15 protein-coding genes are annotated in these 22,781 nt (G+C 36.5%); 5 read left to right on the forward strand and 10 right to left on the reverse strand.

Annotation, left to right across the window (positions count from 1 at the left end):
- Window positions 1-64 precede the first annotated feature (64 nt).
- The 7 genes from ACXAGJ_RS18365 to ACXAGJ_RS18395 form a co-directional block, all read right to left on the reverse strand.
- Complete coding sequence (locus tag ACXAGJ_RS18365) at window positions 65-3,526, reverse strand: hypothetical protein (RefSeq protein WP_474841773.1); 3,462 nt, start codon at window positions 3,524-3,526, stop codon at window positions 65-67.
- Between the two features lie 89 nt (window positions 3,527-3,615).
- The gene (locus ACXAGJ_RS18370; RefSeq protein ID WP_474841774.1) at window positions 3,616-5,895 is read right to left on the reverse strand and encodes a PKD domain-containing protein; all 2,280 of its coding nucleotides are present in this window, start codon (window positions 5,893-5,895) and stop codon (window positions 3,616-3,618) included.
- Between the two features lie 107 nt (window positions 5,896-6,002).
- Entirely contained in the window at window positions 6,003-6,860 is an 858-nt protein-coding gene (locus tag ACXAGJ_RS18375; RefSeq protein WP_474841776.1) for a glycoside hydrolase family 16 protein, read from the reverse strand.
- An 11-nt stretch (window positions 6,861-6,871) separates the two neighbouring features.
- Entirely contained in the window at window positions 6,872-8,329 is a 1,458-nt protein-coding gene (locus tag ACXAGJ_RS18380) for a glycosyl hydrolase family 16 (RefSeq protein ID WP_474841778.1), read from the reverse strand.
- 10 nt (window positions 8,330-8,339) lie between these two features.
- On the reverse strand, window positions 8,340-9,248 hold the full coding sequence (locus ACXAGJ_RS18385; RefSeq protein ID WP_474841780.1) for a hypothetical protein: 909 nt from the start codon (window positions 9,246-9,248) through the stop codon (window positions 8,340-8,342).
- Entirely contained in the window at window positions 9,196-11,526 is a 2,331-nt protein-coding gene (locus ACXAGJ_RS18390) for a glycoside hydrolase family 2 TIM barrel-domain containing protein (RefSeq protein ID WP_474841782.1), read from the reverse strand. The genes ACXAGJ_RS18385 and ACXAGJ_RS18390 overlap by 53 nt, the downstream gene beginning before the upstream one ends.
- A gap of 356 nt (window positions 11,527-11,882) precedes the next feature.
- Complete coding sequence (locus ACXAGJ_RS18395) at window positions 11,883-14,693, reverse strand: triple tyrosine motif-containing protein (protein WP_474841784.1); 2,811 nt, start codon at window positions 14,691-14,693, stop codon at window positions 11,883-11,885.
- 760 nt (window positions 14,694-15,453) lie between these two features.
- Here ACXAGJ_RS18395 and ACXAGJ_RS18400 point away from each other — a divergent pair.
- Complete coding sequence (locus ACXAGJ_RS18400; RefSeq protein WP_073319282.1) at window positions 15,454-17,049, forward strand: isocitrate lyase; 1,596 nt, start codon at window positions 15,454-15,456, stop codon at window positions 17,047-17,049.
- A gap of 118 nt (window positions 17,050-17,167) precedes the next feature.
- Here ACXAGJ_RS18400 and ACXAGJ_RS18405 read toward each other — a convergent pair whose 3' ends face one another.
- From ACXAGJ_RS18405 to ACXAGJ_RS18415, 3 genes are all read right to left on the reverse strand, one after another.
- Entirely contained in the window at window positions 17,168-17,314 is a 147-nt protein-coding gene (locus tag ACXAGJ_RS18405) for a hypothetical protein (protein WP_474841786.1), read from the reverse strand.
- A gap of 116 nt (window positions 17,315-17,430) precedes the next feature.
- On the reverse strand, window positions 17,431-18,870 hold the full coding sequence (locus tag ACXAGJ_RS18410; RefSeq protein ID WP_474841788.1) for a S41 family peptidase: 1,440 nt from the start codon (window positions 18,868-18,870) through the stop codon (window positions 17,431-17,433).
- 94 nt (window positions 18,871-18,964) lie between these two features.
- Window positions 18,965-20,059 carry a helix-turn-helix domain-containing protein gene (locus ACXAGJ_RS18415; RefSeq protein WP_474841790.1) on the reverse strand — a complete coding sequence of 365 codons (1,095 nt, stop codon included), beginning with the start codon at window positions 20,057-20,059 and terminating at the stop codon, window positions 18,965-18,967.
- A gap of 229 nt (window positions 20,060-20,288) precedes the next feature.
- Here ACXAGJ_RS18415 and ACXAGJ_RS18420 point away from each other — a divergent pair, with 229 nt between their 5' ends.
- The 4 genes from ACXAGJ_RS18420 to ACXAGJ_RS18435 are packed head-to-tail and all read left to right on the forward strand — an operon-like array spanning window position 20,289 to window position 22,776.
- Window positions 20,289-20,852 (forward strand): TetR/AcrR family transcriptional regulator, encoded by a 564-nt coding sequence (locus ACXAGJ_RS18420; protein WP_474841792.1) that lies wholly within the window; start codon window positions 20,289-20,291, stop codon window positions 20,850-20,852.
- A gap of 53 nt (window positions 20,853-20,905) precedes the next feature.
- On the forward strand, window positions 20,906-21,316 hold the full coding sequence (locus tag ACXAGJ_RS18425) for a DUF1348 family protein (RefSeq protein ID WP_474841794.1): 411 nt from the start codon (window positions 20,906-20,908) through the stop codon (window positions 21,314-21,316).
- 33 nt (window positions 21,317-21,349) lie between these two features.
- A complete protein-coding gene (locus tag ACXAGJ_RS18430; RefSeq protein WP_474841796.1) occupies window positions 21,350-22,348 on the forward strand; it encodes an alpha/beta fold hydrolase in 999 nt (332 codons plus the stop codon).
- An 8-nt stretch (window positions 22,349-22,356) separates the two neighbouring features.
- Window positions 22,357-22,776 carry an OsmC family protein gene (locus tag ACXAGJ_RS18435; protein WP_474841798.1) on the forward strand — a complete coding sequence of 140 codons (420 nt, stop codon included), beginning with the start codon at window positions 22,357-22,359 and terminating at the stop codon, window positions 22,774-22,776.
- The last annotated feature ends 5 nt before the right edge of the window (window positions 22,777-22,781 follow it).

The raw sequence follows: 22,781 nt of genomic DNA on the forward strand, positions 1-22,781 counted from the left end.
AAGACAACATCAGTAACAGCAAAACCAGTGATTGTACTATGTAATGTCTTTGTATCATGTATTATTATTTTAAAATCGTTTTCTCAAGATTTACTTTTATACTTTCAATTTCCCCAGTTCTCTTAAACAATTTTTGTGTTGTTGTGGTGTCCAATTTTAGACCCGGAGTAGAAGAAATGGAACCATCGCGATAGGTGATATCCAAGCAATTTTCTGCAGCTAACGAATACACAATCGGTACCTGACAATAGGTAAACACCAATTCATGTCTATACAATTGCAATGTTTTTTCCTTTTGAGTTACATCGATATAATGAAATGATTTTGGGTGTTTTAGAAATTCTTCTGCTCGTAACAAACATGGGTTAAATCGTAGCCTCCCATTTTCAACAAACACACCTAATTCTCCTAAACGACTTAAAATATCCTCTTTTACCTGGCCAGTCATTCCCGGTTGTTGTGCTCCTTTGCCTGCAGGGGTATGTGAGTATGGATCTGTCGGGAAAGCTCCATACAACTCTGGGGACTTATGGACACCAATCCCTTCATTAATTTCGTAATAATGCTCTAGTAATCTCCCAATAACCTCATCAGACTCTTGATTACGTATCGCTTTTAAACAACATTCCTGTACTGCTAATAACAGTTTCGAAACCATATGCCAATAAATTGATCCTAATCCTTCATATCCATAAAAAGTTCCTGATCGACCTGTAAACGCTTTGTGATTAAATACTTCTTCAAAAATCTCCAGAACTAATTCTCGATCGTTTTGAGCCAGCTCTTTATATGTTGTTGAAAGACAATTCAATTCATTTTTTAAACTATCTGCATTATTAAAATTCCCGTTAAAATGGTAGTTTCCCAGCATATCTTGTTCAATGATCTGGGTATTACCGTCAGTAAGCAAATGCTGAAGTAAAGACGAACTTTCTGCTTTCTCTTTTGGAATGATGTTTTTTTCGGTAAATGTTGGTAATTCTTTATCCGGATATAACAAATAACTGTACTGGTCTGATCTAAACAATTGACTGTGCTTTAAACCGTCCAACAGTTGAAGAGCTTCAACTGAAGATAAATATCCCGAACTTAATACCGCTACCTGCCCTTCTAGCATTTCGCTCAAATAAGAAATGGATATTTCTTCATCATTTTTAACGGTCATCAAATTGTAAGCATGATACATATTATCGTCTCTCTTGTTTGCCGCAATAGAATGCTCTATATACAAAAGACTTATATTGATAAAACCTTCTAAATCATCTCGTAAAATATTCTCTTTTCGACCTGAAAATGATTGCTCATAAATACACAATCTGTAATCACTTGCAGCTACACCAAGGCCATCTAAAATAAGTTTCCGGTCTTTGTCACTTATTTTGCCTGAAAGCACATGTTGGTGATCTTCTAATGTTCGAGTAACCTGAACAAAGAAAATCATCAGCTCTTCAGAAACGGCCGTCCCCTCAATTTTTGAATTGGATAATAGCTTTTTGAAAAAGACCAAGAAACGTCGTAAATAACACAGAGTAACCATCGAAACTCCATTTCCTACCAAAGCATTATTAGCATCATTCCATTCTGGTCGTTGTGTGTTTAACCAGATACCTGCCTCCGGAATAAAATTAGATAGCTTAGCCAAAGTAGTAGCCAATAGCTTTTCTATAAAATTCACCTGATAAATTGTGTCGTTTTGATCTTTTAACAACGCTCCATCGGCTCCTAAAAGGTCTCTTTCTTCGCGTATTTTTTTATCAAGATCATAGTCAAAAACAATAGTATCTTTTGGATGTGCTAAGAGGTCATCGTACGGTTTAATTTTATAAGGCACATTGGCATACACAAATCTATCCTTGTTGAGAAACGGTTGTAATCGCTCTGGATAATGGTCCTGAAAAAACTCTAAAAACTTCAGCAAATAGATGATTTGATGATCTCCCCAATATCCGATATACGACCACGGATCGTGCTCTTCGATCACTTCCCAATCGATCCCTCCTTTGGTAATTCTATAAGGATTATAGCCATCAAACGTACTAGCGTTTAGAAATTTGTGAATCATACTTTCTACAAATTCTGGATAGGCGTGTGCCAAGGCTTCCCAGTTTTGGAAAATATCTCTCCAATTCCCTTCGTAGTCCAAAATTTTGGATCCATCTATCTCGCTTTGGGTATTTATTGAAAACTTGTTCCAAGGCCGGCTTGGGTCTCCATGTCGCCTACTAAACTTAAGTGGCATATACTCTAAAGCAAGTCTTCTGAAATTTTTATCTTCATTCTGATAAGCAGCTTCCCTGAGATCAAAAAGTGTAAACGTATCCGGGAAATTTTTCAACAGGTCCTCATTGTTTTGATAAGCCTTTTTGTTTGCTTGAGTGAGGTAATTGGTAAAATCCCATTTTTCGATGACATAATTCGCATCAAAAATACCACCTCTCATAATATTAAATAAGGTATTAGCATAGTGCCTGGCATTGCCTTTTTTATCTGCGGTTAATTGAAACCCATCTGATGCCGAGGTAAGTTGTATTAATCGCGATGTGCCCAATGCTATATCATCATTTACTTTTTGGATGATCTCACTATCGGCGGCAACAGTTTCCGAAATTTCGACAACCTGTGATGGCCCTTGATTTACATTAGCAACTACCATCCAATCTTTGCTACCTCCGGACGCTATGGTAATTTCAGCGTTTACAAAATAAGCTCCTTTTTCAGCTTTAATATCGACCTCCTGATCTATGTTTAATCCATTTCTATAGCGATCGAGCTGAAATGATGAAAGTAAATATTTGCAATTCTCAAGACCTTTTGACCAGACGATATTTGCTTTTAAAGCTTCGCTAGGTTCAGCACGATCTACAATGATTGCACTAAGCGTATAAATTCCTAATCCATTTTGGTGTACGAGTTGATGCCTTTTGTAAGCATCCACCAAATTACTACGTATCGCCTGTATATCTGTATTCACACCATGTGGCATAATATTTTGCAAGCCATCTAATATTTCTATTTGAATTTCAGAATCCGAATTGTTGATGATGCTACTTTTTCTAACAAATCCATAGGCATTACTCGAATTCCACATATACCTATAGGTTAGTTTTAAATCGTGATTTATTTCTTCGAATAAAATCTTATTCCCATAGGTATTTTTATAGATATTTCTAGAATATTGATAGGTCCCTGAATAGCGCTCAGAAAATGGTTCCCATATTGATAATTTCCCTTCTTTTTTAATTCTAAAAATGCTTTTACTACCTGTCATATCATACGACTCGGTAATTTTATCATCGGTATAGTATGGAAAAATAGCATAGTCTGAATTTTTTCTACCCACAGATAATCCCCCATTGCTGGATATAAACATCCAGTGATTGGCATCACTCACGATACTCATAAAAAAGGGGCGCATAAGATCACTATTCGAAATTCTATAAAATTGTTCGTTTTGGATAGTGACCGATTCGAGCTTTATCTCTTTATCTTGCCTTGTTCCCGGTGTTAATACGGAATCTTTTACCATTTTTAATTAAAGTTAGAAGGTTGTTATTTTGGTTCAAACAGGGCCAAGTAACCTAATCCTCGACCCTGTAGATTTGATTGGTTAGAATATTAGTTTGGTGTGATATTGAAATCGTCTAAATAAAAGGTGACATCTGCAGGTGTGGTACCGGGATCAACGTTTCCTGGTTTTACCACCAACATCGTATATACCGTTTCGTCTGATGAGTTAGGAAAGGGATTCGCAGACAAATCAAAAGACATTTCTACCCAATCATTTGCTGTTGCTAATGTTTGGGTATATGGTGCAGGATTACCGATACCCCCTGGATTGGGAATAGCCACAATCTCTAAACGAACTTCTTGATTAGGTTGTGTAGAATAAATCTTGAAGGTAATCGTCGAATTGTTTGTAAAACTCCCGGTATTGAAAATATTTTGAAAACCTCCAAACCCATCTGCACCTGTTAATTTAATAAACTGATACACCTTATCAGAAGTATTGATCCCTCCCGAAACTGGATTATCTACGATTTCTCTGGATTGATTAGATCCAAAAGAAACATTAAACCCTTCGCAGCTTTCAAAATCAACAGGGAAAGAAGTCACATCCATTGTTGGTCCTCCTACACATCCAACTCCTGTTCCGCCAGCACTAAAGAGTCTGAAATCATCTATAAAATAGGTTTCCTCGGTGTTGGTATTCAACTCAAAGAACAATATGATTTTATCGTATTTACCGCTTTCTCCACTATCAAAATTAAAGGTTAACTCCTCCCAGGCACTAGCTACACTCGTGGCAGCTGCTACCTCTACATTTATTGCCGCATTGGTTTTGTCCTCTAATTTGACCAGTACATTGGTTCCTACATTTGGAGACCATACTTTCATCTTAAATCCTCCATTCGCATTAAAATCAAACTTAGCATCAAAATCAATTTGATTGTTGGCAAATAGTGCTGCTCCCGATCTATCAATTTGCCCTACTTTACAAGAAGTATTCACTGCATTGTCAAAATCTGGATTATCCACAAAGGATAGACCTGCATCAAAAGAAGCTATGCTAGCTGTTGGATCTGTTTGGAAGGTTAAATTAAAATCTGCAGCATCCAAAGATTGAGTGGTCTCTGGAGTACAAGGATCTGGAACCATTACCGAAACCTGGTCGATATCGTCTACAAAGAATGTTCCTGCTGCCGTACCCGGACCATCTACAAAAATCACCATGTCATTATACGATCCCGAAGAATTAAGGGTGAAAGTCAATTCTTCCCATCCAGAACCACTGTGGTTTTGTACATTTTCAACCGGTGCCTCTGTACCATCTTCAAATTTCAATAAAATAGGTAAGGCCTGATCTGAATATAATTTCAGTCTTACCCCTTTATCCATAGCAAAGTCGATAGCCGTATCCAAATTAAAGAAAGCATTCTCCCAGTTTACTCCTGCATTTGTAATTTGCCCTACCATAGTAGGATCGCTGTTTATTCCTGATAACTGTGGATTGTCTACTACTGTAAATGATACATTACCTATAATCTTGGTTACATAATCAATCCCTTCACAATCAAAATCTATTGGTATTTCTAATAAAGTATCTGTACAAGGGATATCTGCGGTATTAATTTGTGAGATATCATCTATATAAAACGTGCCTGCTGTGGTACCCGGACCATCCACAAATAAGGTGAATCTTGAAAAAGCATCTGGAGAATCGAAAGTAAAGTAGATTACTTCCCAACCTGTTCCTCCGTGACTAGCAGTAACCTCTACATCGGCTCCGGTACCTTCCTCTAGTTTTAGTAAAACATCTATTGGAGTATCCGACCAAAAAAGCACTCGTACTGATTTTTGTTCTGCTAAATCTAATGGATCACCCAAATTAAAGAAGAAACCTTCAAAAGCAGCTCCGCTATTTGTGATTTGCCCCACATTTGAAGTACTGGCATTAGCTCCCGTAGGATCTGGGTTTTCTACAATCGCAAATGTAGCGCCATTAAATACACTTACTTCATAATTTACATTAGCATCATCAAAATTAACCGGAAACGTAATTGGAAGAGGAATGTTAATACGAATTTCATCTTCAAAAGTACCTTCTGCTCCTGCTCCATTTTTTGCAGTTAATATTACGGTGTAATTACCCGTAGGATATGTTTTTACAGGGTTGATCTCTGTAGAAGTCGTACCATCTCCAAAATCCCAGGTATAACTATCTGCATTTTCTGAGAGGTTGATAAAAGATACTCTTCCTGTATCTTCATTTATAGTTTGCGCAAAGCTTGCTACAACTTGCGGTAAATTGTTATCATCATCATCTTCACACCCTAAAAAGGCAACTGTTATTACCAAAAGACAAATTATCCCGGTTCTTGTTATTAATTGTTTCATGAGTGATATTATTGTTTTAGAGGTTATATGAAACTTACCGTATACTCATTTCTTTGTGAGTCAACACAATACGCTATGGCTCGTTTCATCATTTCTTCTTAATTGGTTTAATTAGTTTCTATATTTTCATATACGCGAACATAGTCGACGACCATGGTTTGAGGGAATACAGTTTCTGCATTGGGTGGACCTGGCAAGTTGCCCCCAACAGCCAGGTTTAAAATGATGTAAAACGGTCTATCGTTGAATACCCATTCTCCTTCCCCATTAGTCTCTTCTGCCAAAACTTCGGGAGTCATTTGGTAATACAACACATCATCTACATAATAATTGATATAGTCTGGTCCCCATTCTATCCCATAAATATGAAAGTCGGTATCCACTCGGCTATCCTGGAAGGTGTACGTCTTAGATATAGAATTTGCGCCAGAGTACCCAGGTCCGTGAACAGTACCGAATATTTCTGTCGGGGCATCCCCCGTATTTTCCATGATATCTATCTCGCCTATCTGAGGCCAGATGTTGCCATCACTATCATCACCTAACAACCAAAAAGCTGGCCACATGCCTTTACCAAAAGGCAGGCGTATCCGCGCCTCAAAACGACCATACTGCTGTTGAATTTTTCCTTGGGTCTGTAATCTTGCAGAAGTGTATTGCGCTCCATTAAAATCTTCCTGGCGAGCAGTGATTAATAAAAAACCATTCTCTACAGTGACGTTTTCGGTTCTATCTGTATAGAATTGTAACTCATTATTTCCCCATCCTGGAATTCCTTGTTCTGAGCCATCGCCAATATCAAAATTCCAAAAAGAGGTATCGATTTGCCCATCTACATCAAAATTATCTTCTGCTACCAAACTAGTGAATGTAGCAACTGTTTGAGTATCATCGGTCCCACAGCCTGTAATACAAAGACTGGAAACAAATAGAAATCCAATTATTTTATTTAAACTCTTATTCATTTTTCAATTTTTTATTCTCTGTAGAAGTATATATTATCGATTATAAAAGAACTCCCATTTGATATAAAGGCAACTCTTGCGATGTTATTCAAATTAGGTGAGCCTAAAAACCCACCACCTGTTGCTTGGGTAAAAGCATTAATAGGTATGTCTATCCCGACCCATGTTCCTTCTGTTAGGTCTGAACTAGGTACAACAAATCCTCCTCCCGTATCGTCTCCTCCACCATCAGCGTTATCCGCTCCAAAGTCGATTAATTCAACCGTAAGTGCTGGATTGGTAGAACTAGTCAGCTGTACATCTACATGCAGGTGAGTCATCCCTGATACGTCATTTGTACCATCCCAACCTAATCCTACAAAACCTAAATTATCATAAGTAACAATCTGATCCCCATTAAAGCTTTGGGTTTGGACCTGTACATTTGGATCATTGAATATTGCGAAGTTCAAATTAGTAACACTAGTATAGGCATCACTAAATATGGATATTACATCTCCCGGATCTCTAACCGGAGGTGTTTCTGCACCTACAAAACTGCCAAGTACTTCTAAGTTCAAAGATCCTTGGGCCAAAACCCCGTCGAGTTGCCCTGTAATGGTTGTGGTACCTTCGCCAACAATTTCAATCAACCCGAGTTCATTCACAAACGCTACGTTTGTATCGGATGACGAAAAATCAAAGTAACGAGGTGCTGGTATAACAGTAATATTTTCACCACTAGGTGCATTAAATATGGCTTCTAAACCAACCACTGGTAAGATGGTTCCCGTAAAGCCCTGCTCTGTTAAATCTTCTCCAGAAAATATTGCAGGCCTTAATTGAGCTATTGTACTTAAGTTTTCAAACCGTAATTCATCCATCCAAAAGGTAAAACCAATCTCATTCCCGTTAGGTTCTGAATCGATGATATCTAAGCCTCCGGCAGAAAAAACAAACATTCCTTTCTCTTGCACCAATTTTGAAGGATCTGGAATTGGTACAATGTATTTTCGCCAATCTGTTGATAGTGGAATGTTTCGTCGTTCGACTGCAAATTTGTTTTCTTCAAAATCTGTCCCAAAGCCTACCAAACCTATACTAGCGGTGATAGAAGCCCGAGCCCAAAAAGTTAAGGCCGTGTATTCTGTTAAATTCCTTCCTTCTCCTCTATCCAGGAATATGCCTCCTACAAAATTTCCATTAGGATCATTTGGAGCTGGTACATCAATTCTTATGGAAGAATTCCCTTCAAAGGCCACATCATCATCTGTACCAAAGGCTTCAGGATTAGCGCCAAGTGCGGGATCAAATGATCTAAAAAATTCGTCTGTTAAACCTACTGGGCTATCTGTGTAAATTTCGGCGGTATTTGGAAAAGTCGCAAAGACTGCTTCGTCTGAGAGTCCCCTCTCGCAGCTCGATAGTAGTATTAAAACCAATGTCAAAGAGAATATGGTTTTCACGTTTATATGTTTTCTATTCTTCATTTTCATTGTATTATTTTCCTATGTTAATGTGTAAATACGTTCTTATCTCCCATTCATTACCATCATCAAATCCGACTGGACTTAATACGGGTACTGGTGGAAAAGTGCCTGGTGGAACCGCTGTTGGTGAATACCTAGGAGAGAATTCATCTAATGAACGCCATGTACCTCGAACCCCTATTCTGGTGTTCGGTAAAATAAACCAGTCCGGCTTCCCTATAGAAGTAGATATATCCAACATTAATTGGACAGGATACGTTAAATTGAAATCACGATGATAATCATAAGGTCCCCAATCGTTTATTTGAAACGTATGTTGAAACTTCCATTTTTTGTAGATCACTCGAATATCTCCCCCAATTCTATCAATGGCTCTGGGATCACTTCCGTTAGATTGCCCCTTACCAGCAAACAAGTTGGCTACTAATGCCAAGTCTGGATTCATTTTGGAGACAATACGGGAATTTACTTCCCATAAATCCTTAGCAGGCACAGAATTAGGAAACGCAAATATGGTACGATCTGCTAAAAAACCGATATGTGCATCCATTGTTGTTGGCAGATGCCAGTACACGAATCCTAAATTAAATGCAAGTTTGGCATCTTCGGACCTATCACTATCCCATTGATAAAACCATGAACCAGGGGTTGGATCGTAGGTAAATAATATTTCTCCCGCTGTTGTTTTTCTGTTGGCTCTAACTACGAAAGGATCGACAAGTATATTTCTTAATCTTCCTGCTCCGCCAACATCATTGGGTATGGCATCCACTAATGGTTCTTGCCATAAAAAGTTAGGCGCTATTTGCCAGTCTCCTATGGTATAGGTAAACCCTGTTAAAAAACTATTTTGATTTCCGCTCCCATTATCTTTCAGTTTCCATCCGGCAAATGATTGTGTTTGATCGACCCCCCCCATTGGCGACCAATCCTGTGACACCTCCTAGCGCGTACCAATTAAATTTTCCTTTTGAATAGGTGACTCTCGCTTTAGCTCCCCAATTGTCGTCACTATTTACCTTATCCTGATATACTACATAATTCCCTGGTTCGCCTCTTACATCTTGATATGTAATATCATTTAGTGGGCTACCTGCCCATATTCCTCCCAGTGTCACTCCAAATGCACCAAAGTCCTTCTCTACCACTAATGTAGCTCTCTCCGTAGGCCAAGGCGGAATTACACCACTTCGTACCTGATTAGCATCCAGGATACGGCGACCATTTTCATCCAATTCTACATCCGTTTCAAAATCTCTGTGGTAAATACCTGTAATATCGAAGTCTTTGATCTTGGTAGTATACTTAAGTATTGCTGTAGGATTAGCTCCCCACCATATTTGAGGTCCAAATGCTGCTTTTAACCCGTTTAGATCTCCTTTACCATCGATTTCCATTCCCAAAATTTCACCATTATAGATATCTAGATTAGGACCATAGTTAGCCTCGGGATATAAGCCAAAAAAATCACCTTCATATCCCCAATGATAATGCCCTGTTCTGTAGAATCCCTTTATATCGGCAATTTTTGTGTTCCATTCGTATTCAGCATTATACACTCGAAGCCTGTTAAAATCTTCTATTTCAACATCCAGGTCATTCCCTCCTTCTACACCTTGCACCATAACTGGTCTACCTACACTTTCATAAAACAATTCATTGATAGGGTTTTCAGCAACATTACCGAGGATGTTAAAATTAACATTGGCCCGCATACTAGGGGAAGGTCTTCCTTCTACACCTATGTAATAGGATTCCATATGATCAAAACCCAATTGATTTGGAAATACATTTGCATTTGGATCTTCATTTTCTGGAGTTGTGATTAATGATCCCCCGGTATTAAATGTTGTGAATTCGGCTCGAAGCTGGCTCAACCTTATTTTCCCTCCTCTTTTGGATTCGAGGGCGGCTTTATCGCCACGAGCTCTAAGCACAGCATCAGTAATTTGAATATTGTTGAAATAATTAATTACAAAATCCAATGTCATTCCATCATCGTATGGATTCAATCGATGCGCCTCTTTTAGTGCGTAATATGCTGCACGCGGATATAATTCGTAAAGTCCTCTTTCGTTGGTTGGTCCTTTGGCACAGATCCCAAACCATTCTTCATTCATATTATTATCGTCGCTTTTTTCCTGGTCTCTGCTATATCCCCCATTAGACCACGAAGCGGCATTGTCATGCACATCCAAATTTTCGGTTTGCTTATATTTCCACCATCCATCACTAAATTGAAAGGTGAACCCTCCTATGGAGTTTTCTGCTCTTCCAAGTCCGGCGGCGTTTTCATAAATTTCTTTCCAATTCCCAAGATTATAGTATGCCTGAGAGTATTGATCTTCTTGGTTATCCCTAGCATTGAAAGCATCTCCTCCAAACTCTGCAAAAAGAATAGGTAATCCAAGTTCGTCTTTTACCCGTTGAAAAGCATCTCCAAAAGATATCCCACGGTACATATTCGTACCATAAATATCAATATCGGTGCATTCTTCTTTTACAATATCAGCATATAATAGATCCCCATTACAAATTGCGATGGGATGTGATTGGTCTATTGCTTTCACTTCTTTCGCTGCATCATTAAATGCTTTGTACAATGCTCGGGCGGCCAATTTAATTCCTGCACTCGTATCATTGATAGGTATGTCTTCGGTTTCTGCTCCAGTCCACGATAAGTGATAATTATTTTCGTTTCCTATCATGTAGAGTAACAACCCTGGCGTGTTTTTGTAGGTATTCGCCATAGTTCTGGCCTCTTCCATTAACACCTTTCTTGTATCGGGATCGGCATAGTCTGTTTGTGGTACCCAAGCACCGTTTATGGTAAGTCCATACGCTCCAAAAGTGATATTGAGCATGGTATAAATCCCATAATTTTCATAGATATACTTGATCCATTTGGGCTTAAGATTATACGTACGTATAGCATTAACCCCCATATTTTTCAAAAGGGTCATTTCGCCATCGATCGCAGCTTTAATAATGTCGTCGGATTTTGCCCATATTCCCGGGTCAGTAATGGTGGTACCAATGGGAACATAATCCCAATTTACCCCGTTGACCATGAAATCTTTTCCGTTGACTACCAACTTGATCCCACTATTATCGGTAACCACTGATACCTGATCAGCTTGTGCGCTTACAATTACGGTACCCAAAAACAGTATGAATTGTAGAAAATTAGTTCTCATAGAGTTTATTGACTTTAAGAATGACTTTAAAAAAATGTGAAGAAATTTTGTTTAGTGATGGTAACTAAAATCATGCTTCAAGTGATGTTCAGCATATCAATTTTGTTATTGTTTGTTTTTTTGTTAAAAATTTCCCCGATAGAGTAAACTTATCCTAAAAAGGTAGGAGATCCACAAAATACACCTCAACAAAAAACATACATCGCAACAAAAAAGGTGTTTTATTGCGTTATTCTCATTCTTAAGGCTATTGTTTAAAGGATCTCGCAACGGTGATTAAACAAGCGTTAAAAATTGTCTCCCCACTCTTGTTGTATAGGTAATGTATAGGTGATTGTTTGATCCGTATAGGTAGTCTACAACTCTAGAATGTAGTTAACCAGGTTTTCTTCGTGCTGAAGATTTAGTTTTTTCCGAAGCCTGTAGCGTTTAATTTCTACACTTCGCGCAGAGATATTAAATAAAGGTGCGATTTCTTTTGAAGAAAGATTAAGGCGTAAATACGCACAAAGTTTAAGATCGTTTGGGGTTAGGTCTGGATGAGTTTTTTTGAGTTTTTTCAAAAACTTTCTATCTACATTGTTAAATGCTTCTTTGAAAAATTCCCAATTATCGTGATGATTTAGATTTTCATCAATAATATCTACAACAGGTTTCACTGATCTCTCATCTGAAATCGCAACGAGATGATTCTTAATTTGAGTAAGTAGTTCATTCTTTTTGGCTACATCGATAGTGGACGCCGCTAGTTCTTTGCTCTTACTCTCAAACTCTTTTTTGAGCTGTTCATTCTTGATGCGAATGATTTCCTTTTCGTTTTGGATATTGGTTAGCTCTATTTCTCGCTGGTTGTTTTCAATTAATTCGGTTTGTTTTCTTTTATAGTATCGCTTGTACATGATATGCATAAACACAGAAAACAAAAGAACTGCTAACACATAAAAACCTAACATAAGATTCGTAACATACCAGGGTTTAGCTATTGTAAACGAATAACTTCCAACATTGGCAGATACTTTATTACCTATTCTGGACCTCACATTAAATGTGTATCCTCCAGGTGGTAGGTTTTGAAAGGATACCAAGGAGGTTTCTGACCATTCGCTCCAATCATCATAAATCCCCTGTAATTGAAACTGATATCTTGGTTTCAAATATCGATTATACTCTGGAGCATAAAAGGAAATCCTGAAGTTATTCTCTGAACTCTTGAAATCTCCTTCTAAAGTATGATCGACCCTAGTTATCCCTTCCTGCTGTTTTTTGTTGGATGTTGGAATAACACTTTCTAAATAGACCTTAAAATCTCTAACACTTAATTTATCGATATCAACAGTTATATACCCAGAACTGGTACCAAACAAATAAGTGCTTTTGTCACCCAAACTCATCGCACTTTCGTATCCGGTAACACTATTTCTTTCTTCTGTGGTAAAAGGGATATTACCAATCTTTGGGGTTTTGCTCAAAGTCCCCTGAGTAACAAAACTAATATTGGATTTGGTAAAAACCCATAGATTATCTTGTTGATCCAGAACCAACTTCCCAGAAGTATAGTCTTGCTCTGTATATATAGAACTTAAAAGGCTATCTCTATTAAATCTTGTATTTTGGGAATCATATTTAAAGATTCCATCTTTGTAGGCATACAGCAGATCTCCCTTGTAAGTTACCAGTCCAGAATTAGATCCTATTATCGTAGTATCAATTGTGATGTTCTCTATTTCTGAAAAGTTAGGATTCACAGCGATCCTAAATACTCCTTTATATTCGTGATTCACAAAAATATCCTTTTCAACAACTTCAAAATACCGTGAAGAGTTATTAAAGCCTTCAATTTTGTTCTTTAATTCCCAATTCCCATTCACGTTTTCCAAAACATACAAACCGTCATAATTTCCTTGCAAGATTGTATTGGGATATTTTTCGAGAGCGCTGATTTTCCAGGTTCCTGGCACATTAGATATTTTGGTTACCTCATCATTTTCAACCAAAAATGTTCCCGCATTATGCCCACAAAAAAGCACATCATTAATCTTTTGCAAACACCAGACTTGTCCTTGAGTTCCTTTTACAAATTCAAAATCATCCTTGCTCTCAAGGTTTTTATAAAATAATCCTTGATTAGTCCCTAGATATAAGTTATTGCTGTGGATAGCGGCCGCATAAACACTCCCCAAGATTCCTCTTTTATTGCTATAAATTCTAAAGGGTGAATCTATATTGATATAACTGATACCGCTGTCGAGTCCTAACCAAATATTGTTATCCGTATCCTCAAAAACAGATAAGACGGTATTATTTATCAAGCCTTTATTCTGATCGATTTGATATACTAACTCTCCTTTACCATCTAGATAAATAAGCCCATGAGAAATCGTTCCTAAAACAAAACTTTTATCTGATAACCTAATCGCATTATAGATACTTATTTCGGACAACAAGGGATTATTAAATGTGTTCCAGGAGGCAACTTCATCATTTTTCAAGCGATAAAAACCATTATCTCTAGTCAGGAACAATAGTTCATTATTTTCAGGAAAGAGAGCAACTACTTCGTTATTTTTAACAATAGGATCATCGGTAACCAGAATAGCTTTGCCATTCTCAATTCGAAATATTCCTTCTTTTAAGATTTGGAAATAAATATATCCGTTAACCTCTACCACTTTGGTGATGGTATTACTAGCATCAATAATGTTTACAGAACTATCATTTAGATCATAAATGTAGATTCTGTTTAGGGATTGAAACACGATCCAATTTTCGATATCTATAATATTCCAAAACTCTTCATCTTCTAACAGACCTTTATTGATCTTTTGAGATATCGAGGTGTACTGCAACATCCCGTCTCCTGCTCTTGTCCAATATCCAAACTCCATGTAGCAACCCGTATAGATTTTATCATTTACTACTTTAACTGACCTAAGAATGGATTCATTTGGTGAAGGATATAATTTCCAAATCGCTCCGTTGAATTCTAACAATCCTTTATTGTTAGCCACATACATGAGTTTATCTGAAGCTTGAGAAATGGACCAATTTTGGTTTTCGGCATTGTATTCCTTTGGAGAAAAATTTTGTATAGGGGGTAACTCCTGTGCATTACCAAAAGTACAGAAGCAAACCAATAATAAGAGTACTATGCGTTTATACGATCCCAATTAAGAAAAGAAATATATTGTTAATACAATAATACAAATTATTAATTCAACGACTATTTTACTCTTTTTAAGACAGTTGAAACACTTCATCCATGAAAAAAGGGTAATCCTTGTGCACACAACTATATTTTGTTTTCATGGTGGGTATTGAGAAAATTCCTTTTTAAAGAATACCCCTCAAATCCTTTTTATTAATTTTTTGATGCAACAAAAACGGATACAAAAGTTCATCAACATCGTTCAAAAAGATAAAAGGAACTATTTTTCCTTACGTCACTCTATTTTTTTTCATCTTTTTTCAAAAATAAATTTCAGCAAAAAACTCACAGTTCAAAAAAATCAAAAAAAACAAATAAGCACCTGATTACTAAAATATTACACTATCATTCGATATCAAAATCTACTTTCCAAAAACTTCTTTTCTGCATTTCGCGAACAATCATTTTTTATATTTTTATAACATTTTAGCGAACGTTCGCTTTTTTAATCAAAAACTTTTTTTTAATATTGTCCTGTAATTAATTTACTGCGATACAATAAGAATCGTATTTCAAAAAGAGAATCTGGGAGACGATGTTAAGTATCTATTTGCATTCTAATTATTAATAAAAACAAAAATCTAAAGGATGAAATCTCAAGTAAAAACTAAAACACTGGTTACAAGTTGGGCTATTAATAATACTATTGATTACAACACAGAGAAAACCAACAATTCGAAATAAGCATTAACCCTTAAAATAAAATTTTAAAAAACTTAATTATGACTACTTATAATTCAGCTCTTGATACGGTTCGTAGATTAAAAGCAAAACATGGAAATACCTGGACTACTATAAGTCCAGAAAATGCAGCTCGTGTTGCTACGCAAAACCGATTTAAAACCGGATTGGACATCGCTAGATATACTGCCGCTATTATGCGCAAAGACATGGCAGAATACGATGCAAACCACGTAAACTACACACAATCTTTAGGTTGTTGGCATGGTTTTGTGGCCCAACAAAAAATGATCGCAGTAAAAAAGCATAGAGGGACCACAAACAAAACGTATTTATACCTTTCGGGTTGGATGGTTGCCGCATTACGTTCTGAGTTAGGACCTTTACCAGATCAGTCTATGCACGAAAAAACTGCTGTACCTAAATTGATCGAAGAGATCTACACTTTTTTACGCCAGGCAGATGCAGTAGAACTAAATGACCTTTTCCGTCGTTTGGATGCTGGTGAAGATGTGCAAGATCAAATCGATAATTTTGAGACTCACGTGGTGCCAATTATTGCTGATATAGATGCTGGTTTTGGTAATGAAGAAGCTACCTACCTTTTGGCTAAGAAAATGATTGAAGCTGGTGCATGTGCACTGCAGATCGAAAATCAAGTATCTGATGCTAAGCAATGTGGTCACCAAGATGGAAAAGTAACCGTTCCGCATGAAGATTTTATCGCTAAGCTAAATGCACTTCGATATGCATTTTTGGAATTAGGAGTAGATGATGGTGTAATTGTAGCCAGAACTGATTCTGAAGGAGCTGGTCTTACTCAAAAACTACCGGTTTCTGTAGAAGAAGGAGATTTGGCATCACAATACATGGATTTTATTGATGCTGAAGAAGTAAGCCTGGAAGAAGTAAATGAAAATGATGTACTTTTTAGACGTAACGGTAAATTGGTTCGCCCAGTAAGGTTACCAAACGGTTTATATAAATTTAAAGAAGGATCTAATATTGATCGTGTAGTATTGGACTGTATTACGAGTTTACAAAATGGTGCTGATCTACTATGGATCGAAACACCAACACCAAATGTGAAGCAAATCGCTCACATGGTAAATAGAGTGAAAGAAGTGGTACCAAACGCAAAGTTGGTGTATAACAACTCACCATCTTTTAACTGGACGATCAACTTCCGTCAGCAAGCATTTGATCTAATGGTAGAAAATGGTGAAGACACTACAGGATATGAACGAGCAGAATTAATGGATGCTAAATACGACGGAACTGAATTAGCAGATAGAGCAGACGAAATGATCCGTATGTTCCAGGCAGAAGCATCTCGTGATGCAGGGGTATTCCACCACTTAATCACACTGCCAACATACCACACTACTGCATTGCATATGAATGATTTGGTAGAAGGATATTTTGGAGACATGGGTATGCTAGCGTATGTTGGATCGGTACAACGTCAAGAAATCCGTAAAGGAGTATCTTGTGTAAAACACCAACGAATGGCAGGTTCTGACCTTGGTGATGACCACAAAACGTTCTTTGCTGGTGACAAAGCCTTAAAAGCAGGCGGTGCCAAAAATACCAGTAATCAATTTGAATTAAAACCAGAATCGGTTCTTGATAAATAAGAACAAATTACATAACTACAACAAAAAGCCAGCTTCGATGAAGCTGGCTTTTTTATTTATTTTATAAAGAACTAATTAAAAAATCTTCAATAATAAAACTACAACTATTGCATTCTTATTATTCTTCAAAAGGATCCTCTGGTTCATCGGGTTTTGGATCAGTAGATCCGCATCCAGCCATTGGACAACCTCCACCGTGTATGATTTGTAATTGTTCTCTTCCTAATCTCTTCGTTCCTTCTAAATTTAAAACTTTGCGTAACATAAGCTTCATTTTTTATTAAATAGTACATCCCTGAACCTTTATAGACACTCAGGAAATATGTCTCATTGTACGAGAATATACTTATGAGTTCCTCAAACCATTGTTATGTTACCTGTTCACATGTTTAATAATTCCAAAGCCCTTTCGATTCCGCTATCTTTTTCTTCCTGAAAATCTATAGTTGAAAAGAATGGCACTTGATTTTCCTGATTTTCGGGTCCTATTCCAACTACTTCAAACACTTCGCCTTGTGCATCACTATATATTTCATTAGACAACCCTACTTCTGCACCATTGGGTAATATATGAGTGAGAATTGTAGAAAAAGCACCATTCGTATTTTCTCCTACAATGGTGACATACGGTAAATCTTTCATACATAGTGTAAAAAGCTCGGCCGCACTAATCGTATAAGGACTTGTGAGCAATACAATATCGTCGGTAAATTGGAAATTGCCCTTAGGCCCCACTGAAAAGGGCATATTTTCTGTAAAACCATCCCCTAGTCTGGCTTTTTTGAAATATGATACCCGTTCCTGATCTACAAATCGAGATACTATATCCAGCGCTACCGTGTCAAACCCTCCATCATTAAAACGCATATCAATAACCAATTTAGAAACCCCCGATTCTTCAAGGTCACTCATCATTTGGTCTAACACAGTATTTAAAGCTGTCAATTCATTGTCAAAACTTGTTCCATATCCTTCCATCGATCCGATAATGATATATCCAACATCATTACCAATCATCCCCCATACCATTCTCTGATTATCATCTATTTCAAAATTGCCTCCTAAGTATTCCCCGATTATAGTATTCACTTTTTGATCTACAAGATTTGAATAATCGGTTTCACTCTCTATGAGCAGTTCTCCACTTAAGTTCGCATTTAGTCTTTCTAATAGTTTTGGGTCTCCAGAATTAATTTCCACATTATTCTCTTCATCAAAAATGCTTACATGACCATCTTCTAATACATAGGCAAGCTCTTCTATCACATCATAAAAATTTTCTTCTGTAACTTGATCTCGTAAACCTTCATATTGAGACCAATCGATATTCCTAGCCTCAAAAAAGGCGTAGTAATCATTAAAAATATTCCAGAAATGATCAAAATTAACCGTTGGATCTTCGGTTTCAGAAATCATATCTGGAAGGCAGTTTGGATTCGGATTTTGCACCCTGGTAAATATGATTTCAGAATCTGATAGCTCTGAAGTCCCAATTATTTCATTTTCATTCACTTGATCCAAGGTAAATCCGAAAAAATTTTCTGGTACAAAATTGGCATCCTGTATAGCGCATCCAGCCGAATTAAAATTGTAAAACACATCTGTGCCGTTCGTAAATTCGAATACCCAACCTTTCTCGGCTACTTCCCAAAATCCATCATCTATTGAATCTCCGGATGAAACGGTATCATCATCATCAGATTGACAGGATACGATAAAAAATAGCAGAAAGACCAAACTTCCTGTTATCACCCTGGGTAAGTTGATGTTTTTAAGCAAAATGAAAAAAAAACGAATTGATTTTTGGAATGACTTTATCATTATATATCTTTTTGATTAACTCGTATAAAAGTATGTGTATCAAAAAAATAAATATGTGATTTTGATGCTCAAGAAGTACTAAAACGTAAGTGTTTTACGAATTAGGACCTTTTTGAAGTTTTCTGAAAGCCCCCGGAGACATCCCCAAACTCTTTTTAAAGACGCTATAGAATGTACTCTTAGATTTAAAACCTACCTCCATCCCAATGGCTTCGAGAGAATATTTATTGAATATTGGATTATGCAACAGATCTTTGGCAGCTTCAATTCTATATTCGTTTACAAATTGGATGACACTTTTATTGGTTTCTTGATTGATAATTTGGGATATGTACCCTTCACTTGTTTCTAATTGTGTGGCTAAGTCCAGCCTACTCAAAAGAGGGTTTTTGTATAACTCTTCCTCTTCCATTAATACATATAGCTGGTTGGTGATTTTAGAAACAGTGTCTTCGTTTATTTTCTTTTTGATCTGAGTACCGTTTGTCGTTTTTGCAACCAAATATTGGTGTATTTCTTCTTTTTGAACAACAATCTGCAGTCTAAATACTCCGTAATACAATATCCACCATGATAAGATAGAAAGCACTATCCACATCAAATTTGTAGCATATTCTGAATTGAGTATATAAAACTCTATACTCGACAAAAGCCAACACATAATAATACTTATTATGAAAAGGTTCAATCGTAATAACCAACGTTTTTTATCTTCCGAAATGGCAGCGTCTTTTATTAGTTTTCTCCCCCAAAAAATTAAAAATACATTGTACACAAATGAAGTATTATCCATAATGAAGAACACCAAATCATAATATTCTGAATCGTAAAAGTCAAAAACAGTGTTTACATAAAGAATAGTCTCTATAATGAAAGCAGCTATAAAAGGAAGATAAAGCCATTTATACCAACTTTTTTGAAGATACTCATGTTGCATTTGAATTAGAAAATAAGTAAATAGAGTAACTCCACACAGATACTCCCATACTGGATTATCTAAGACTTCTAAAACCGTATCTACTACATCAAACCACCCTAATAAGGTCAAACTGGTGAGTAAGAACAATGATAGTGAAAGATAGTTGTTGGCACGATTTCTATAAAAAGAAGTGGTGACCAAAGAGATACTTATAAAATACCCTACAATTCCACTGGCCATAATTGCAACATCTAATACAGTTTTATTCAATCTTTATAATAATTAATGATTCTCAAACTATATAACGGATTCTAAGTAAACTATGTTACAACTTTGTCATGGCTATTTACAAAATAGATTCCAAAATACGTATTAGAAGTCAATTCAAGCAAATGCTTTTGACTAGAATAAAGTAATTTTAATGCAGAGGTGTGAAATCGAAAAAACAAGTTTTTTACCAAACGTTTGGTAACTTTAATGTGTTTTGTATATTTGTCCCATGAGACCACAAAAAGTTTTGGACATCGATATGATCACTAAGTTAACGGAAGTCTTCCGTGAACGAGGTTATGAAGGAACAAGCCTGGCCGAAATTGCCAAGGCTACAGGTCTTAAAAAAGCAAGCTTGTACCATAGATTTCCTAATGGTAAACAAGAAATGGCCGAAGCTGTGTTATCTCATGTTGATGAATGGGTAGAAACTCATATTTTCAAAGTTCTTTTAGACGAAAGTCGAACACCAGAAGAACGTTTGATAGCCGGATTGGATAGCATAAGAAATTTTTATAATAATGGTGAGCAGGTTTGCGTTTTTCGTGCGTTATCGATGAAATCAGGCCTAGAACTTTTTCAGACACAAATTGAAAATGGGATGAAAAGATGGATTGAAGTTTTTGAAATTGTTGGTAAGACATTTCAAATTTCTCCGTCTAAAGCTAAAGAAGAAGCCATTCAAACCTTAGTAGAAATTCAGGGAAGTCTTATACTGGTAAAAGGACTATCCGATTTAAAAATATTTGAAAACACCCTACAAAAAATTAGAAACAGATACATAACAGTATAAAATTTTTTAACCAAATTATTTACCGTTCGTTCGGTAAAAAATAAATCATAATTATGGAACAAAAACATCCTTTACCTCCTTTTAACGAAGAGACCGCAAAACAAAAAATCCAGATGGCCGAAGATGCCTGGAATAGTCAAGATCCTGTAAAAGTATCCAAAGCATATACTTTAGACACGGAGTGGCGTAATCGAAATCAATTTATTAATGGCAGAGAAGAAGTACAAGCTTTTCTAGCCGATAAATGGAAAAACGAGTTAGACTATAAATTAAAAAAAGAATTATGGGCATTTAAAGATAACAGAATAGCCGTAAGATTCGAATATGAGTATCGAAATAAGGATAACCAATGGTTTAGAGCTTATGGTAACGAAAACTGGGAATTCGATGAAAATGGACTTATGAAAAAAAGATATGCCAGCATCAACGATCTAGCTATCAACGCATCGGATCGAAAATTATAACCAAAAACTATAAACCATTAAAAAATAGAAAACATGAAAAACTTAATGCTAACTGCTCTGGCACTACTAGTCATAGTCGCCTGTAATCAACCTGCTAACCAAAGCGACATCAATAAAGAAAATGCAACTGAAATAAGTACAGAACATCAAACTAATGGTGATAAAAAGGAAACAAATCCCACTATCGCGTATAAAAAAATGAATATTGATGGTGTAAACGTAGCCTATCGTGAAGCCGGTAATCCAAATAATCCAACCATTGTTTTACTACATGGGTTCCCTGCTTCTTCTCATCAATATCGCAAAGTATTAACACAGCTATCAGACGAATTTCATCTGGTTGCACCAGACTATCCAGGATTTGGAAACAGTGATTTTCCATCTAAAAAAGAATACACCTATACTTTTGATAATTTAGCCAAAACGATCAATACATTCCTAGAAAAAAAGGGACTAACGTCCTATGTACTTATGATCCAGGATTACGGAGCTCCCATAGGATTTAGAATAGCTACTGCTCATCCTGAACGAGTTGTAGGAATAATTAATCAAAATGGTAATGCATACGAAGAAGGATTAGGTGAGGCCTGGGCAGGTATAAGAGCACTTTGGGCAAACCGAAATGCAGAGACAGAAGCGGCTTGTTTACCAGCTTTTTCACTAGAAGGATTAGAATGGCAATATACGCATGGCACCCGTAATAAGGAAAATGTAAATCCGGACAATTGGAACTTAGATTATCTTAGACTTTCCAGACCCGGCTCTCACGAAGTAAACATCGATTTGTTTTATGACTATCAAAACAATCTAACGCTCTATCCAAAATGGCAAAAATACCTACGAGACAATCAACCACCTTTATTGATTGTATGGGGAAAAAATGACCTGTTCTTCCCGGAGAGTGGTGCAGTTGCCTTTAAAAAAGATGTCAAAAACATTGATTATAACATTTATAACACCGGACACTTTGCTCTAGAGGAGGATGGAAATGAAATTATTCAAAAGATGAGAATATTTGTAAGAAAATTATAAGCAAAATCATGAAAGAAGTCACAGCAAAAATAGGAAAAGATAAGTATCGAACTGTTTTTAACGATGGTACACATCAAATCATTGGAGACGAACCACTACCTTATGGTTCGGATCAAGGCCCAGACCCATATAGTTTTTTACTCATGGCATTGGGTGGTTGCGTAACGATGACCGTAAGGATGTATGCAGACCGAAAACAATGGGATTTGGATAGTATAGAAGTGAGTTTATCCCAGGAACGTATTCATTCAAAAGATTGTGCTGATTGTTCTTCAGAAGATGGTTTTGTGCATATTATCAAAAAGAATGTAAAATTATCTGGTAACTTGTCAGAAGAACAACGTTCAAGATTAATGGAAATCGTAGATAAATGTCCTGTTCATAAAACGCTTCAGAATGAAATAAAAATTGAAACTGTAGCAATATAATTGAT

The organism is Aquimarina sp. AWH4_224, from assembly GCF_056160245.1.